This window comes from Micromonospora sp. NPDC049359 (assembly GCF_044466585.1).
Lineage (GTDB): Bacteria > Actinomycetota > Actinomycetes > Mycobacteriales > Micromonosporaceae > Micromonospora.
The window spans coordinates 380,136-397,093 of the sequence record NZ_JBITMW010000001.1 but is presented as its reverse complement, the minus strand read 5'-3'; the positions used below and the strand labels follow the sequence as shown (position 1 = coordinate 397,093).

Below are 16,958 nucleotides of genomic sequence, written 5' to 3'. Positions count from 1 at the left end.
CGGGCGCGTCTCCGCTCAGTACTCGACGCCGACCAGCCCTTCGGAGACGGTCCACAGCCGGGCCGCGTCGTCCGTACTGCGGGCCGCACGGTAAACGGTCAACTCGGTCGGCGCGCCGGTGAACTGCCCCAGACCGTCCGGCCCGTAGAACCGGCCGCCCTGCGCCCGCTCGCTGCTGGCCGCGTAGAGGGCGGGCCGCAGGCCGGCATCCACCGACTGGACCAGGATGCCCCAGCGGGCCAGCCGGCTCATCAGGGCGTGGTGTGGCGAGGGCCGGCTTCGGCCCAGGTTGGGCCCGGACGCGTACAGGTTGGTCATGGTGGTGCCGGGGTGCGCCACGTTGCTGGTGACGCCCCAACCGCCGGCCCGACTGCGCCTGTCGAACTCCAGCCCGAAGTGCAGCGTGGCCAGCTTGGAGGCGTTGTACGCGCGGACCGCCCCGTACCGTCGGGTGCTCTGCAGGTCGTCCCAGTCCAGCCTGCCGGAGCGTGCGGCGCTGCTCGACATGGACGTGACCCGGGCTCGTCCGGCCCGCAGCAGCGGCAGCAACCGTCCGGTCAGCGCGAAGTGGCCGAGGTGGTTGGTGCCGAACTGCAGCTCGAAGCCGTCGGCGGTGGTGTGTCGGGTGGGTGGCGTCATCACACCGGCGTTGTTGATCAGGAGGTGGATCGGTCGCCCCTCGCCGAGCAGTGTGTCGGCCAGTGCGGCCACCGAGTCCAGCGAGGCGAGGTCGAGCTGCCGGGTCGACACGGTGGCGCCCGGCGCGGCGGCCCGGACGGCGTCCAGCGCGGCGTCACCCTTGGTTGGGTTGCGGACCGGCAGCACCACCTCCGCTCCGGCGCGGGCCAGCCGCTTGGCCAGGGCGAGCCCCAGCCCGTCACTGCCGCCGGTCACCACGGCGAGCTTTCCGGTCAGGTCCCCAACGGTCTCATCGAGCACGACAACCTCCACGTCGCGGCGTCCTTCATCGGTCGCCGACAACACTGGGTCGGTTCGCGCCCGGTATTCAGGGTGACCTCGTCCAGGGATCGCCGATCCCTGGCTGGCGGACCGCTGCTCAGACAGGGCGAGTAACGTTCCGAACGGACCAAGATCGGCGTACGAGGAGGCTCGGTGCAGACGACGACGGTGGACATCCCGACCAGCGACGGAACGGCGGACGCGAGCCTGACCCGGCCCGACGGTGACGGCCCGTTCCCCGCCGTGCTCCTCTTCATGGACGCCTTCGGCCCCCGGCCCCGACTGGTGGAGATGGCCGAGCGGATCGCCGAACGCGGTTACCTGGTGCTCACGCCCCACCTGTTCTACCGGGCCGGCCGGGCGCCCCTGTTCGACCTGTCCCGGCTCGGCGAGGCCGACCAGCGAGGGGCCCTCTTCGAGAAGATCGTGCCGCTGATCGGGGCGCTGACCCCCGACGTGATCAGCCGGGACACCGCCGCGTACCTGGACTTCCTGGCCGCCCGCGACGACGTCCGGCCGGGCCCGGTCGTGATCACCGGCTACTGCATGGGCGGTACGAACGCGCTGCGGGCCATCGAGGCGTACCCGGACCGCGTCGCGGCCGTCGCCAGCTTCCACGCCGGGCGGGTCGTCACCGACGCGCCGGACAGCCCGCACCTGGGCGTCGGCTCGATCAGCGGCGAGCTGTACTTCGGGCACGCCGACGCGGACCAGTCCATGACGCCCGAGCAGATCGCCACCCTGGAGCAGGCGCTCGACGCCGCCGGGGTGCGCTACCGCTCCGAGGTGTACGAGGGCGCGCACCACGGCTTCACGATGGCCGACACCCCGATGTACCACGAGCAGGCCACCGAGCGGCACTGGGCGGCCCTGTTCGACCTGCTGGACCGTGTCCTGCCGGTGCGCTGACGCGGGCGAACAGCGCGAGGTGCATGACGCTGCCCCGAACCACGATCTCCACCAACGGGGTGTCCGGGACGAACAGCTCATGTCGGTCGGCCACCCGACGGGCTACCCGCCGCCCGCACGGCCATGCCTACCCGGTCAGGGGCGCAGCAGCACCGGGCCGGCGTCGATCCTCACCCGGAACAGCGCGTACGGCTTGCGTCGCAGGTCCCGGCCCCGCTGGTACTGCGGCTGCCGGTGCAGCTGGTTCGCGGTCACGTAGAGGTGCCCGTCGGCGGCCACCGACATGGTGTCCGGCCACAGCAGGCGCGGGTCGTGTACGAAGGTCTCGTACTCGCCGTCCGGCAGTCGCCGCAGCACGGCGTTGTGCTCGTACGAGGTGAAGTAGAGCCGCCCCTTGTCGTCGGACTCCAGGCCGTCCGACCCGGTGCCCTTGTCCCCCTCGTCGACGACGGTCGCCGCGACCGCCTCCTGCGTCACCGACGGGTCGGCCAACGCCTCGGCCGAGACGCTGTGCAGGTGCCGGGACAGCAGCGGGGAGTAGTACAGCCGCTCGCCGTCGGCCGAGATGGCGATGCCGTCGGAGCCCATCGCCAGCGGCTTCGGCGGGCCGTCCGGCGGCCGGTTCATGAGCGGACGACCCTCGACGAAGGGGCGGAAGGTCGTCACCGGGTCCGCCTTCGTGGACGGGTGATCGTGCAGCCGCCGCCAGGAGGCGCCGCTGGCCAGGTCCACCACGATGATCCCGTTCGGCCCGGAGTCCGTCGAGTCGGTGAGGTAGGCGACCCCGGCCTCGCTCCGACGCAGGTCGAAGCGGACGTCGTTGAGGTACGTCGTCGGCGGCGCCACGTCCTGCGGAAAGGTGATCACCTGGGCCACGGTGTCGCTGTCCAGGTCGATCCGCACCAGCTTCGGCCCACCCGGCTTCGTGGGCTGGAGCTTCGGGCTGCCGGTGTCCACCACCCAGAGCCGGTCCGCCGGGTCCACCACGATGCTCTGCACCGACACGAACGCCCCCGCGTCGTCGATGCCGGACGGGCTGTTCCACGCCTGGTCGGGGAAGGGCACCTCCCGGCCGTCGCGCAGTTCGACCACGCCGGCCGGCGGGTCGTCACCCCACTGCGGGAAGTTGACGAAGATCCGCCCCTGGTGCGAGACGCTCACCCCGGTCGGCATCGGGCCGGTGAAGGTGTGCACCAATTCCAACTCGCCAACCGGCTCGTCGCCGACCGGCTCGTTCATGACGAACGCTCCACGGTGCTCATCGTCCAGCCCCCTGTCGGTCGACCCACTGCCGCTTCCGGCGTGGCTATTCCCGCCCCGGCGTCCGATATGCCTCTGCCGCTCGCCGCAGTCCGGCGTGGCTCGTCGGTGGCCGCCCGACGTCGGGTCAGACCGGTTCGGCGTGGGTCGTCGGTGGCCGTCCGACGTCGGGTCAGACGGCGTGGGCGTGGGAGATGGGCAGGCCGGGGACACCGACGTCGACCGCGAGCAGCGCGCCGTCGAGCGGACCGGGCGACGTGAGGCCGACCGAGGCGGTGCCGATGAAGAGACGCCGCAGGTCGGCGCCGCCGAGGCAGATGCCGGCCGGCTGGGCCGCCGGTAGCTGGATCTCCCGGTCCAGGCTGCCGTCCGGCCGGTAGCGGCGGACGGCGGAGCCGCCCCACAACGCGACCCAGAGGTGCTCCGCCGCGTCGACCGTCATCCCGTCCGGGCTGCCCTCGTCCGGGGACAGCCGCACGAACGGCGTCCGCCCGTGCAGGTCACCGGTGGCCGGGTCGACGGCGAACCGGTCGATCTCGCCACGCGGCGTGTCCGCGAGGTACATGGTGGTGCCGGTGGCGTCGAACGCCGGCCCGTTCGGGATGGACATGCCGGTCACGGCGGACACCGGCGCGGTGCCCGGGGTCAGCCGGAACAGCGTGCCGCCGCCGGGGGTCTGCGCGTACGTCATGCTGCCGGTCCAGAAGCGGCCGTGCGGGTCGGCGACCGCATCGTTCATCCGGGTGGGCTCGGGCGCGTCGGCGACCAGTTCGGCGATCGGCCGGGGAGCGCCGGCAGCGGGCAGCACGGCGACGCCGGTGCCGGCGGCGGCGAGCCACTCGCCGGGTCGGTCGGCCACCGGGGCGACCGCGCCGAGCGGGACGTCGAGCCGGCGTAGCTCCTTCAGCGGGGCGGGCCGGTCGCCGTCGGTCTCCAGCAGACGCCCGGCCAGCAGGTCGACCAGGACCAGCCGGTCGTCGACCCAGCGCAACCCCTCGCCCAGCTCCAACCGCTCCGTGTTCCAGACGGTCGGTTCGGTCAGCTCCATCTCGTTCCTCCTGCGGTTTCCCGGCGGTGGCAGGGGTCCGTGCCGTTGCGCGGACCGTACCGCGCGCCCACCCCATCCACGCTCCCGCGCCGGCTCAGGCCGGGACCAGCTCCCGGCAGCGACGCAGCGCGGCGAGAGCGAGCGGCGCGTCCCGGCCCGCGATCCCGGCCTCCAGTTCGGCGACCGCCCCAGCCGCGCGGGCCGGATCAGCCGCCGTCACGGCCGCCTCGGCCAGCACCAGTACGGCATCGGCGGCCCACGCCAGGATGCCCTTGGCCCGCACCAGCGTCAGCGCCTCGGTCGCGTGCCGCACTGCCTCGTCCGGCAGCCCGCGCAGGACCAGCCGAGCCAGCGCCGAGAGCGCCTGCACCAGCGGCCAGATCGCGCCGACCCGCCGCGCGTCCGTCACCACCAGACGCAGCGCGCCGTCGGCCGCCCGTACCTCGTCGTCGCCGGTGGCCGTGCGGGCCAGCACGGTGGCCAGGTCGGCCCGCGCGTCGAGCAGGGTCACCGGCATCCGCTCGGCGCTGACCACCAGCCGGGACAGCCGTTCGGCCAACCCGTCGAACCGCCCGGCGGCCCGGTCCAGCGACAGCTCGGTCGCCTCCACGAGGGAGGCGAGCCGCTGGTAACCGGTCTCCTCGACCAGCTCGCGGCCGTCCGCGAGAAGCGCCGTGGCCCGGGACAGGTGCCCGGCGTGCAGCGCGCCCTGCGCCCAGTTCAGGCAGGCCCGCGCGTGTTCGCGGGGTCGGTCGACCAGGTCGGCGGAGCCGCGCAGCTCCTCGACGATCGCCCACGCGCCCGGGTCGCCCAGCTCCAGCAGCAGCGAGGCGCGCGCGATGCGTACCGCGAGGTGCGCCGCCGGGTCCCGGCTGGCGACCGCGGCGGCCTCCGCCTCCGTGCACCGCGCCAGGTGGTCGTCGACGTGCCGGCCGACCACCGTGTCGGGGGCCGCCAGCACCGCGAGGGCCGGGGCCCGGCGGCGCGGTGCCCGCAGGTACGGCACGGCTCGTTCGATTTCGGTGTACCCGCGCAGGGCCTCGCCCTGCTGACGCAGCATCCGGCCGAGCACCAGACCCAGTTCGCCCCGGGTGCCGGGCGGCAGCCGGCGGTCGGCCAACAGCCGTTCCAGGACCGGGATCGCGGTTGCCTGGCTGAGCCCGTCGATGGCCGACCGGCCGAGTTTGCCGGCCAGCCGTGCCCGTACCGGTCGGGGCAGCTCCGCGACGTCCATCGTCTGGAGCAGGAAGTCGGCGGCGGTCGCGTCGTCGCCGCGCTCGGTGGCCAGGTCGGCGGCGGCTTCGGCGTTACGGACGAAGTCGGCGCCGCTACCCGCCAGCCGGTAGTGGTGGGCGAGCTGGGCGACCGGGCGGGGCAACTCCTGCTCCAGCACCCGGGCGACGCGCAGGTGCAACCACTCCCGGGTCTCCCGGGGCATCAGGTGGTACACGATCTGGCGGGCCAGGTCATGACGGAACCGCAACCCCTCGCCGTCGTCGTGCAGCACGCCGGCCCGGTGCGCGGCGGCCAGCGCCGCGCCCACGGTCGTCCGGTCCTCGGCGAGCGCCGCGGCGAGGACACGTTGATCGGGCGCCCGACCGAGCACGGCGGCGGCGCCGAGCACCTCGCGGGTGGCGTCGTCGAGCGGGCGTAGTCGCCAGAGCAGCACATCCTGTAGGACGAACGGCACGCTGTCGTCGGCCAGGGGGTCGCCGCCGCGCTCGGCGAGCGTCCGCAGCACCTCCTCCACCACGAACGGGATGCCGGCGGTGCGGTCGAGCAGGGTGGCGGTGAGCCGGGGCGACGGCTCGTCCAACCGCAGGGTCCGGGCGGCCAGTCGACGCACGTCGTCCGCGTCGAGAGGACCCAACGGAACGCGGGTGACCGCCCGGGGCGTACGCGAGAGCACGTCGTGGATCGGTGTGCTGCCACCCGGCGGCGGCGTGCGGGCCGTGAGCAGCACGGCCAGACCGTCCACCGGGCGGGCGCTGAGGTAGCCGAGGAATTCGCAGGTCGCCGGGTCGGCCCAGTGCAGGTCCTCGAGCAGCAGCGTGGCCGGGCTCAGCGCGGCCAGCACCGCGGCGGCGGCCCGCAGCAGGCGGTGCCGTTCGGCCGCCGGGTCGGCCAACGGTGGCGGCGCGGCGGGCAGCGCGTCGGCCAGTTCGGGCAGGAGCGGCGCCAGGGCGCCCGCTACCGGGTTGAGGGTGTCGACCGGTCCGAGCCGGTCCGCGCCCGCTCGGATGGCATCCAGCAGGACGCCGAAGGGAAACGGCTCCGGTACGTCGTCGCACTCGCCGACCAGGTGCGGTCCGCCAAGTGTGGCGAGGAGTTCGGTGACCAGTCGGCTCTTGCCGATGCCGGGCTCGCCTTCGAGCAGGACCAGGCAGGGCGGGGCCTCGACGAGGCGGCGTAGCTGGGCCAGTTCGGCTCTGCGTCCGACGAACTCGACGGGTCCGCGCAGGCGTGCGGGGCGAACGGAGGTGGAACCCCCGCCGCCCCGCGTCGTGTTGTCGTCGTCGCCGCTCACCGTGGGGCGAGCAGATCACCCGTGCGCGGGGGGTCGGCCGCCCGGCGGTCCGGTGGTGACTCAGGTCACACGCCGTCCGCCGGGCGTTGCCGATGTCAGGACTGGACGGTGACCGGCACGGTCTTGAGCGACCCGTCGCCGTTGCGGAACTCCAGTACCCCGAGGTAACGCCGCCCCGGCAGGAGCCCCGACCAGCGCAGGGTGAGCTTCGCCGTCGCGCCCGGCTGCACGCTGCGCTGCGCCGGGTCGATGGTGGACCGGCCGGTCGAGGTGCCCGGCGCGCCCGGCAGGTAGCTGGTGATGGTGTACGCGTTGGTCTCGTCCGCGATGTTCTCGGTGAACTCCTGCTCCACGACCACGATGTAGTCGCCGGGACCGTCCGGGAGCGTCACCTTGGCACCGTCACGGCCGCTGGCCGTGGCGGTGACGAACTTCCCGTTCCGGTCGTAGACGTTGAGGCTGAACTCCGTGCACTCCATCACCCCCTCCTCGTCGTCCCAGTCGATGTGGGAGCAGGTGGGCCGCGCCGAGGTCACCTGCACGAGTGGACTGCGGGTGCCGGACGGCACGTGCAGGGTGGTCCTGCTGATCGAGGCGGGCAGCGGGACCGGAAGGTTGTCCGACGTGCTCCAGTCCCAGCTCGGCCCGTCGCCCTTGAGGGTCACCGCGGTGCTGGTGCCCGAGGTCAGGCCGGCGAGCTGGGAGATCAGCTTGCCCCGGTAGCCGACCTCGGCGGCGATCGAGACGCTGCCGGAGGTCCCCTTGCCGACGACGGCGTCGGGGGCGACCAGCCCCGAGTTGTGCACGATCAGCGGGGTGCGTACGCGGTGCTTGAACTGGTCGCTCCAGGTGAGCGAGCCGTCGGCCCAGGTGTCGAACGCGCCGCCCGTGTTGGTGACCTCCACGCTGAAGCGCGCGGACTTACCGGGACGGATCTGCATCTTCGCCGGGGTGACCTTGACCTTGTAGCCCGGTGGGGCCTGCACCGAGGAGGAGTAGGTGCTGGTCTTGTCGCCGACGTTGGTGACGGTCCGGGTGACCGTCTGCTTGCCCACCATCCGGCCGAACGCGATCGACGGGTAGTTGAGCTGTGCGGTGTCGATGGCGCCCGTGGTGTCGCAGCCCTCCAGGTCGCCGAGGCCGAAGTCGCCGCCACGGTCGGCGGAGACCCCGCAGAGGTACCTGATCCAGTCCCGCTGGTCGGAGTCGTACACCAGGCCCGGGTCGAAGGCGCCGCCCGGCTTGACCTGACCGGCCCCGTAGTTGAGCGGGGTGGCGTCCCGGGTGCCGATCTTGATCGGGTTGCCCTTGTCGGTCTTGTCGGTGGCGCTGGTCATCAGCGCCGACCGGACCGCGGCCGGCGACCAGTCGGGGTGCTTGGCCAGCAGCAGAGCGGCGATACCGGCGATGTGCGGCGCCGCCATCGAGGTGCCGGACTCCAGCGCGAAGTCCTCGCCGCCGATGGACGGCGAGAACGCCGCCACGATGTCCTGCCCGGGAGCGCTGATGTCCGGCTTGAGCAGCTCACCGGCGTTCAGGTTTGACGGTCCCGCCGACGAGAACGCGGCGACCGACGGCGCTTCGACGATCTCCAGCTTGGCCGGCGAGATGGTCGCCGTGGGGTTGCCCTTGGCGACGTACGCGGTGACCGTAGCCAGGTCCACCTCGTTGATGTGCACGGTGGGGACCGTCTGGACGTCGGCGTTGAGGGAGTTCAGCTCGTCGTTGTAGAGCACCATCCCGATGCCGCCGGCCCGCGCCACCTCGACGCTCTTGTCGGTACGCGGGATCTCGCCGCGGAGGCAGAGCACGATCGCGCCCTTGACCTTGGCCGGGTCCAGCGTGTCGTCGGCGCAGAGGCCCGCGCCGTACGCGCCGTCCGGGTCGAGCGCGCTGTCCCGCGCGAAGACCAGCCGCGCCGGCCCGACACCGGTCTCGCCCAGGCCCGCCCCGGTGATCCGGGTGCCGTCACCGAGGGTCAGCGTCCGGTTGTTCTGCCGGTCGGTGGTGCTCGCGGCCACCGTGGTCACCCACGGCGTCGAGTTGTCGACCGTGTTGGGGTACGGGCCGGAGTTGCCGGCGGCCGCCGCCACGAACACCCCGGCCGCCGCCGCGTTGAAGAACGCCGCGTCGACCGCGCCGAACTGCTCGCTGTCGTCACCGATCGAGTAGTTGATCACGTCCACGCCGTCGGCGACCGCGTCGTCGATAGCGTGCACGATGTCGATGTCCGTACCGGACGCCGAGCCGGCGCCGTTGTCGTACAGCGCCTTGTAGATCGCCAGCCGGGCGGCCGGCGCCATACCGGAGATCATGCCGAGGTCGCGGCCGCCCTGCGTCGCCCGTACGCCGTGGTTACCGGCGGCGGTGCTGGCGGTGTGGGTGCCGTGACCGTTGCGGTCCCGGGGCGAGGCGTAGTCGTCCGGGAACGCGTCGGCGATGCCGCTGTCGTTGTACCAGCGCGCACCGATCACCTTGTTGTTGCAGGTGACCGGCGCCTCGACGCCGACATCGCAGGTGCCCTTCCACTTGGCGTCGATGATCGCCTGGTCCGGCCGGGGCGTGGGCAACGCCGCGAAGCTCGCGCTCTCCGGCCAGTACCCGCTGTCGATGACGCCGACGATGACGCCCTCACCGGCGCGGGACTCACCACCGAACTCCTGCTTCCACACCCCACCCTTTCCGGTGAGGCCGAGGTAGTCGGGCGTGTGCGAGGTGGCCGCGTGCACCGTGCGGCTCTCGTACACCGCCCGCACACCGCGCGTCGCGCGCAACCGGGCCGCCTGCGGCCCGGTCAGGTCCGCGGCGAAGCCGTTGAACGCGGTCTCCAGGGTGACCCGGGTGCGGTCGGCCGGTACGCCGACGCTGGCCAGGACAGCCGAGCGCTTCTGCCGTAGGTGCTCGCGGTAGGCGTTGGCGGTGCCGGAGGTGCGGTTCAGCTTGCCGCCGGGCGCCGGCTTCGTCGCCGCGATCCCAGGGACCCCACCGGTGTACGTCGCCAGCGGCTCCTCGGCGAGCTGGACCAGGTAACGGGCCGTCGGGCCACTGCTGGTCGGGGCGGCGGTGGCGCTACCCGGCAGGCTGGTCAGGCCGGCCGCGGTCAGCGCCACGGCGGCCAGCATGCCGACGCCGCGTCTGGTCCGTCCGGGCCGATGTGTGATCGGTTGTGGCACGTCGTTGCCTCCACGTTCGGTGCCGGCCGTCACGACTGATGACGGTGGCCGAAACGTAGGATCGGCGCCGATCTTCCAGAAGCACTCGTAACCTTCCCGTCATCTTGGAAACAAGCTCGTAACGCAACGGGTACTTTGCGCGTCATTTCCAACGGCGATTCCGCTGCTGCTGCTGCTGCCGCCGCCACTGGTCGTGCTAGTGCGCGTGCCAGGCGGTGCCTGTGTTCGTGCTCGCGCCGGGATGCCGGTGCTCGTGCCGGTGTCTGTGCTCGTGCCGGTGTCTGTGTTCGTGCCGGTGTCTGTGTTCGTGCCGGTGTCTGTGCTCGTGCCTGCCGGTGTCTGTGTTCGTGCCGGCCCGCCTGTGCCTGTGCGGCCCGACGCTGTCGAGAGAGCAGCAGGCCGTCGTGCTCGTGCGGTCCGTGCCCGTGCGTGCCCGTGCCCGTGCCGCCCATCTCGCAACCTGTCCATGGCGTGCCTGTTTCCTCTTCTGCGCACGGACGCTCCTGGTCGCGGGCATGGTTCGCCTACTGAAGGTCTTGCTCGTCGGACGGGTTGGCTTATCTGCGTCGGTGGTAGTGGTTGCGGCGTGGGACTTGTTCGGGATCGAGCCATGCCGGTGGGACGAACACCGGGTGGCCGTCACCGCCGAGTCGGACGTGCCAGTCGCCGTGATGGATGTGGCGGTGGTGGTGGCCACAGAGGAGGACGGCATTGTCGAGGCTGGTCTCGCCGCCATTTGCCCAGTGTCTGATGTGGTGGGCTTCGCACCAGCGGGGTGGGCGGTCGCAGCCGGGGAATGCGCATCCACGGTCACGTAGGACGAGCGCGCGGCGCAGCGGCCCGTTGATCAGGCGACGTTGTCGACCGACGTCGAGGACCTGTCCGGCGCTGTCGAGGACGGTGGGCAGGATGGCGGCGTCGCAGGCGAGGCGGCGCACTGTATTCGGGGTCAGCGTGGGGCCGGTGTCGAGAAGGCCGCCGCTGAGCTGCCGGGTCAGCGTGTCGTAGGCGGTGGTGACGACGAGCTGAGCGGAGTCGCCGCCCCTGGTGGGCAGCTCCCCGGTGCGCAGGGCGAGTCGACAGATGTCGGCGAGCGCGTCATGGCGGCGCTGGCCGGGACTGCGTGTGTCGTCGAGGCCGGTTGGTGCGGTCAGTGGATCGATGGCGGCGCGGAGCAGGCCGGCGGTTTCGGCGTCGAGGGTGCCGGTGAGGCGGAGGCGGCCGTCGGTGAGGGTGGAGAGACTGACGTGGCGCTCGCGGGCGGCGCGCCGGGCTTCGGCGTCGAGGGCTGCCTTGGCGGTGGCGTCGGCGGTCTCGGGCGCGACGTGGTCGAGGATGCGGGTGCCGAGTTTGCGCAGCAGGGTGGGCTCGAATTGCCCGGCCCAGTCGACGAGCACCGTGACGGCCTTGTCGGCGGCTTCCGGGCCGGCGGTAGCGTGAACGGCGGTGACGGTGTCGATGATGACCCGAGCCTGGTCGAGCGTGATGTCGGCGTCGGCCAGCGCCTGTCGTATCGCGGGGTGGCCGGCGTCGAGGGTGCTGGCGAGGTCGACGAGGCGGCGGGCCGTCGGGTTGGTGAGGTGGAGGCGTTCGCGCAGCCATATCGCCGTGGACGACGCGCCTTGAGCGATCGCCGTTCCCCTGCCGTCCAACTCTCGAATCAGGGCCAGTTTGACGGCGGCGAGGCGCTGCTCGGTGCGGTGTGCGGCGTCGAGGGCGGCGATGAGATCGTCCGCGGGAAGGGCCCAAACCGCCGTTTCGGCGCAGGCCACGACCGCAGCCTCTGCCTGCGTCAACCCCTCCAGCATGACTTGAGAATAGAACACCTGTACGACAATTCTACGACCAAGATCGATCGGTGCCTGGTGCCTGGTGCCTGGTGCGCGGTGCCCGGCCCGGTGCGCGGTGCCCGACCGCCCTGGCCGCACCGAACGGCTGCCTGATTGCCCCCGACCACACCGAACGACAACCTGACCGCACCGACCGCCTGACCGCACCGACCGCCTGGCCGCGCCGACCGCCTGACCGCCGCACCGACGGGCTCGGTCCCGAACCGCCCCGACTGGCCCTGACCGCGCCGAGCGGCCTGACCGCCCCGAGCGGCCCCGAGCGCCCCAAGTGGCCCCGAGCGCCCCGAGCGCCCGGAGCGCCCCGAGCGCCCCGAGCGGCGGCGGCAGGCCTGGCTGCGTCACTGTCGGCGGATCAGGCCCGGTCCCGCGGTGATGTCGATCTCGCCGTCCTCGACGTCGTGTCCGGCGGCGCAGCGGAGCACCGCGCGGACCGGCTCGCCGCAGTCGTGGTGGGTGGCGCGGATGCCGGGGCCGGCCTCGTCGGCGCTCCAGGTGTCGCCCCAGTTGCGCAGCGCGGTGATGACGGGCAGCAGGTCGTGGCCCTTGCGGGTGAGTTGGTACTCGTGGCGGGTGCGCTGGCCCGGCTCCCGGTAGGGGATTCGTTCGAGGAGGCCGGCGGCGACCATCTCCTTGAGTCGGGCCGCCATGGCGGGCTCGCCGACTCCGACGCGGCGGACGAAGTCGTCGAACCGTCGCGTGCCGAGCAGTGCCTCCCGCATGATCAGGATGGTCGAGCGGCTGCCCACGATGTCCATCGCCCGTGCGACGGAGCAGTTCTCCATCGACCAGGATTCGCGGTCGTCCCGTAGGTCCTCCATGTCATCCAGCTTACCTGACTTGCGTTGACGCTAGCCAGGTGATTCACTGGGAGTCGCCTGACTTGCTCACATGTAAGCCAGCCTGAACTCCGACCCGAGGACGTCCAGTGACCACCAGCAGCACGGTCCCGAGCGGAACCGCCGTCAGCACCCGAGCCGCCGTTCGCGGTTCCCGCCCGGTGACGCTGATCGCCATGTGCCTGGGCGCGATGATCACGTTCCTGCAGATCACCGCCACGGTCTCCGCCCTGACCACGATCCAGGCCGACCTCGAGGTCGATCCGACCACCGTGATCTGGATCCCCAGCGCCTACACCCTGGTCGTGGCGAGCCTGGTGCTGTCCGCCGCCACCCTGGGTAACCGCTATGGACGCCGGCGCATGTTCGGCGTCGGCATTCTCGCGATGATCGCCGGCGGCGTCGCCGTGGCCAGCGCGCCCACCGTGGCCTGGGTGATCGTCGGGCAGTTGGTCGCCGGCCTCGGTGGTGCCCTGATCCTGCCGAACAGCCTGGCTATCCTCGGCGCGACGTTCACCGACCCGCACCGCCGTACCGAGGTCATCACCGCCTGGTCGGCCGCCTCCGGCATCGGCCTGGCGATCGGCCCGCTCATCGCCGGTGCGCTGCTGCGTCAGCACTCCTGGCACAGCGTCTACGTGTCGACGATCGTGCTCGGCGTGGTCACCCTTGTCGTCACCGCGATCGGGGTGGCCGAGTCGCGGCCCAGCGCGGGCCGACTCGACCTGCCCGGACTGCTGCTGGGCACCGTCGCCATCGCCGCCGCCGTCTACGCCATGATCCAGGGCGGACGGGACGGCTACACCAGCGGAGTCGTGTCGACCGCATGGATCGTCTCGGCCGTCGCGCTCGTCGCGTTCGTGCTGATCGAGTTGCGCACCAGCGCGCCGATGCTCGACGTACGGCTGTTCCGCTCGGCGTCGTTCAGCGCCGTCATGGTCGTCGCCGCGGTGTCGCTGTTCGGCTTCACCGGTGTGGCGATCCTGCTCGTCCTCTTCCACGAACGTGCCCAGGCGCTCAGTCCGCTGGATACCGGTTGGCGGATGCTGGTGCTCTTCGGCGCGTACGTCCTCGTGGCCTTCGCCGCCGGGCGGGCCATCCGGCGTACCGGATTCAAGGCGCCGCTCACCCTCGGCCTGGTGCTCGGCGCGGTGGCCGCCTTCGGGCTGGCGGCGCAGGGCCCGACCACGACGTTCGACCACCGCTGGGCGCTGTTCGTGCTGTTCGGCGCGGCCAGCGGTCTGGTGGTGGCGCCGGCGACGGCGGCGGCGCTGGCCAGCGTGGCTCCCGCCCAGGCCGGCATGGCCTCCGGCGCGGTCAACGCCTCCCGGCAGGTCGGCTCGGTGCTCGGCTCGTCCCTGCTGGGCACGCTGCTCACCACCACGATGGCGGCCGACCTGCCGGACCGCCTCGCCGCCCACCAGGTGGGCGAACCCACCCGCAGCGCCGTGCGGGCGGCGGTCGCCGCCGGCGCGACCGGCGACCAGCCGCTGCCCGAACCGGTCCGGTCGGCGCTCGCGGAGGCCATGACCTCCGGAGTCCAGGCCGGTCTGCGGGTCACCGGCATCGTCTTCCTCGTCACCGCCGTCCTCGCGCTCACCCTCATCCGCAACCGCCCCCACCAGCGCTGACGCGAGCCCCGCCAGCGCCGGGCCGCCGCCCGGCAAGCACGAGCCGGGGGTACGCGTCAGCGCCCGGTTCCGCGATCAGCCGCCGATCGTGTCGAGGTCCTCGATCGCGTCGGCCGGCAGCGTCAGGTCGGCCGCGGCGAGGTTCTCCCGGAGGTGCGCCAGCGTCGACGTGCCGGGGATCAGCGCCATGGCGGGGGAACGCTGCAGCAGCCAGGCCAGCGCGACCTGCTGCGCTGAGGCGCCCACCCGGTCGGCCACGGCGTTGAGCGTGTCGGACTGCAACGGCGTGAACCCGCCGAGCGGGAAGAACGCGGCGAAGGCGATGTTCTCCGCCGCGCACCGGTCGACGAGCGGGTCGTCCTGTCGGTTGGCGAGGTTGTAGAGGTTCTGCACGGTGACCACCGGGGCGATGGCCTGGGCCTCGTCGAGCTGGGCGAGCGTGACGTTGCTGAGCCCCAGGTGTCGGATCAGGCCCTCCTGTCGCAGCTCGGCCAAGGCGCCGAACTGCTCGGAGAGGGGATCGTCGCCGGTGCCCTCGGCCACGCCGACCCGCAGGTTGACCACGTCGAGGACGTCCAGGCCGAGGTGCCGGAGGTTGTCGTGGACCTGGGCCTTCAGCTCGTCCGGTCGGAGCGCGGGGAGCCAGGAGGCGTCGTCGCCGCGCCGCGCGCCGACCTTGGTGACCAGGTGCAGATCCTCGGGGTACGGATGCAGCGCCTCGCGGATCAGCTCGTTGACCACCACCGGACCGTAGAAGTCGCTGGTGTCGATGTGGCGTACGCCCCGGTCGACCGCCTCGCGGAGAACGGCGAGAGCCTGCGCGTGGTCGCGCGGGGGGCCGAAGACGTGCGGGCCGGCGAGCTGCATCGCGCCGTAGCCCATCCGGCTCAGGGTGAGGCCGTCGGCGGGAGTCAGTGCGCCGCCAGGAAGATTGTCGCTCATGTGGTCCCTCTATCCGTTGTCGTAGCGGTTATGCGCACGACAACTCTCCTTCGTCTCCGCCCGACCGGCGGGGCGAGGTCTTCCTCAGCGTGACGCGGCCCGGGACAGGGGCTTGACGCGGCTTTGTTTGTGAGTGCACACTTACAAACATGCGATCCACCGCCGAGGCCCGTCGGGCCGTCGTTCTGAACGCCGCCGTGTCGGCCTTCGCGCGTACCGGCTTCCACGCCACGCCGGTCACCGCGGTCGCGGCCGCCGCCGGCATCTCCGAGGCGTACGTCTTCCGGCTCTTCGCCGGAAAGCTCGGGTTGTTCGTGGCGGCGGCCGAGGCGTGCTTCGAGCGGATCGTCGCGGCGCTGGAGATGGGCGCGGAGCGCGCCGGGGACGCCGGCCCGGACGAGATCCTGGACGCGATGGGCCGCGCCTACGCCGAGTTGATCGCCGACCGCGATCTCCTGCTGCTCCAGGTGCAGGCGCAGGCCGTCACGGACGTCCCCGAGATCGCCGCGGCGGTGCGGGCCGGCTACAAGCGCGTCGCCACCTTCGTGCAGAACCGGTCCGGCGCGGGCGATGCCCAGGTGCAGCAGTTCTTCGCGTACGGCCAGCTCTGCCACCTGATCGTGACGGCCGGCCTGGAGCAGGTGCCCGAGCCGTGGGCCCGGGCGCTGACCGCCGGCATCCAGCACCCCTGATTTCGACGTCCCACCACGGGCCGCTGCGGCGGCCCACTTTTTCCACCCGACACGTGAGTGAGTGAACACTCACAAACCAAAGGAGAGTAGCGATGACCAGCAGCGAGATGATCACCGAAGTGGTGCTGCCCGGCGTGGTCGAGCCGGATGGGCTCCAGATCAACCGACGCTCCATGCCCGTACCGGCCGCCGGACAGGCGCTCGTCGAGGTCGAGGCCACCGGCATCTCGTACGCCGAGCAGAGCATGCGCCGGGACCTCTACCCCGGTCAGCCGGCGTTTCCGTTCGTACCCGGCTACGACCTCGTCGGCACCGTTCGCGCGGTGGGACCGGGAGGGGACGCCTCGCTGGTCGGCACCCGGGTCGCGGTGGTCACCAAGACCGGCGCCTGGACCACGCACGCCGTCGTGGACGTCCACGACCTCACGCCCGTACCGTCCGGCCTGGATCCGGCCGCGGTCGAGACCGTCGTCGTGAACGGGGTGACCGCCTGGCAGATGCTGGACCGTGCCCGGCTGCGGTCCGGGCAGACCATCCTCGTGCACGGCGCGAACGGCGGTGTGGGGACGGTCCTCGTCCAACTCGGACGCCACCTCGGGTTGCGGGTCATCGGCACCGCGGCCCCGCGACACCACGAGGCGCTGCGGGCGCTCGGCGTCGAACCGCTCGACTACCGCGCCCCGGACCTGGCCGCACGTGTCCGGCAGTTGTCTCCCGACGGTGTCGACGCCGTCTTCGATCCGGTGGCCGGACCGGGCGTACGCACCTCGTACCGACTGCTCGCCCCCGGTGGCACGCTCGTCGTCTACGGCAACGCCTCGGCCAACGGTGCCGCACGGTCGATCGTCTGGGTCTTCGTGAAGCTGCTGGCCCGCCTCTACACCTGGAACGCCCTGCCGAACGGCCACCGGGTCGGCTTCTACAACTTCTGGGCCGGCAGCCGCACGCGCGGCGCGGCGTTCCGGCGGCGGCTGCGCGCCGACCTCGGCAGCGTGCTCGACCTGCTCCGGCAGGGCGTGCTCGTGCCGCAGATCGCCGCCCGCTACCCCCTGACCGAGGTCTCCGAGGCGCTGGCCTTCGCCGAGGCCCGCACCCGGCCGGGCAAGGTGGTGCTGGAGCCCTGAGCCGGC

General features: G+C 72.4%; 12 protein-coding genes. 4 read left to right on the top strand and 8 right to left on the bottom strand.

Features of this window, described 5'->3' with window-relative positions; translation table 11 throughout:
• Positions 1 to 15 precede the first annotated feature (15 nt).
• Positions 16 to 939: an SDR family oxidoreductase gene (locus tag ACIBTX_RS01830; RefSeq protein ID WP_357171953.1), complete on the bottom strand. Its 924-nt coding sequence runs from the start codon at positions 937 to 939 to the stop codon at positions 16 to 18.
• A 174-nt stretch (positions 940 to 1,113) separates the two neighbouring features.
• On the opposite strand from ACIBTX_RS01830, the gene ACIBTX_RS01825 reads away from it, so the two are divergent.
• Positions 1,114 to 1,869: a dienelactone hydrolase family protein gene (locus tag ACIBTX_RS01825; protein WP_357124127.1), complete on the top strand. Its 756-nt coding sequence runs from the start codon at positions 1,114 to 1,116 to the stop codon at positions 1,867 to 1,869.
• Between the two features lie 135 nt (positions 1,870 to 2,004).
• Here ACIBTX_RS01825 and ACIBTX_RS01820 read toward each other — a convergent pair whose 3' ends face one another.
• The 6 genes from ACIBTX_RS01820 to ACIBTX_RS01795 form a co-directional block, all read right to left on the bottom strand.
• On the bottom strand, positions 2,005 to 3,108 hold the full coding sequence (locus ACIBTX_RS01820; RefSeq protein WP_396831916.1) for an L-dopachrome tautomerase-related protein: 1,104 nt from the start codon (positions 3,106 to 3,108) through the stop codon (positions 2,005 to 2,007).
• A 193-nt stretch (positions 3,109 to 3,301) separates the two neighbouring features.
• Complete coding sequence (locus ACIBTX_RS01815; protein WP_396831915.1) at positions 3,302 to 4,177, bottom strand: SMP-30/gluconolactonase/LRE family protein; 876 nt, start codon at positions 4,175 to 4,177, stop codon at positions 3,302 to 3,304.
• Positions 4,178 to 4,271: 94 nt separating this feature from the next.
• On the bottom strand, positions 4,272 to 6,704 hold the full coding sequence (locus tag ACIBTX_RS01810; RefSeq protein ID WP_396831914.1) for an ATP-binding protein: 2,433 nt from the start codon (positions 6,702 to 6,704) through the stop codon (positions 4,272 to 4,274).
• 95 nt (positions 6,705 to 6,799) lie between these two features.
• Positions 6,800 to 9,814, bottom strand: a complete 3,015-nt coding sequence (locus ACIBTX_RS01805) for a S8 family serine peptidase (protein ID WP_357124140.1) — start codon at positions 9,812 to 9,814, stop codon at positions 6,800 to 6,802.
• Positions 9,815 to 10,434: 620 nt separating this feature from the next.
• Positions 10,435 to 11,685 carry a DUF222 domain-containing protein gene (locus ACIBTX_RS01800; protein WP_357172033.1) on the bottom strand — a complete coding sequence of 417 codons (1,251 nt, stop codon included), beginning with the start codon at positions 11,683 to 11,685 and terminating at the stop codon, positions 10,435 to 10,437.
• Positions 11,686 to 12,065: 380 nt separating this feature from the next.
• A complete protein-coding gene (locus tag ACIBTX_RS01795; RefSeq protein WP_357124143.1) occupies positions 12,066 to 12,545 on the bottom strand; it encodes a helix-turn-helix domain-containing protein in 480 nt (159 codons plus the stop codon).
• Between the two features lie 107 nt (positions 12,546 to 12,652).
• On the opposite strand from ACIBTX_RS01795, the gene ACIBTX_RS01790 reads away from it, so the two are divergent.
• A complete protein-coding gene (locus ACIBTX_RS01790; protein ID WP_357171948.1) occupies positions 12,653 to 14,194 on the top strand; it encodes an MFS transporter in 1,542 nt (513 codons plus the stop codon).
• A 75-nt stretch (positions 14,195 to 14,269) separates the two neighbouring features.
• On the opposite strand, the gene ACIBTX_RS01785 is transcribed toward ACIBTX_RS01790, so the two are convergent.
• Complete coding sequence (locus ACIBTX_RS01785; RefSeq protein WP_357124149.1) at positions 14,270 to 15,136, bottom strand: oxidoreductase; 867 nt, start codon at positions 15,134 to 15,136, stop codon at positions 14,270 to 14,272.
• 149 nt (positions 15,137 to 15,285) lie between these two features.
• Here ACIBTX_RS01785 and ACIBTX_RS01780 point away from each other — a divergent pair, with 149 nt between their 5' ends.
• Positions 15,286 to 15,828, top strand: coding sequence for a TetR/AcrR family transcriptional regulator (locus ACIBTX_RS01780; RefSeq protein ID WP_357124152.1), 543 nt, complete (start codon positions 15,286 to 15,288; stop codon positions 15,826 to 15,828).
• 92 nt (positions 15,829 to 15,920) lie between these two features.
• Entirely contained in the window at positions 15,921 to 16,952 is a 1,032-nt protein-coding gene (locus tag ACIBTX_RS01775) for a medium chain dehydrogenase/reductase family protein (RefSeq protein WP_357171947.1), read from the top strand.
• The last annotated feature ends 6 nt before the right edge of the window (positions 16,953 to 16,958 follow it).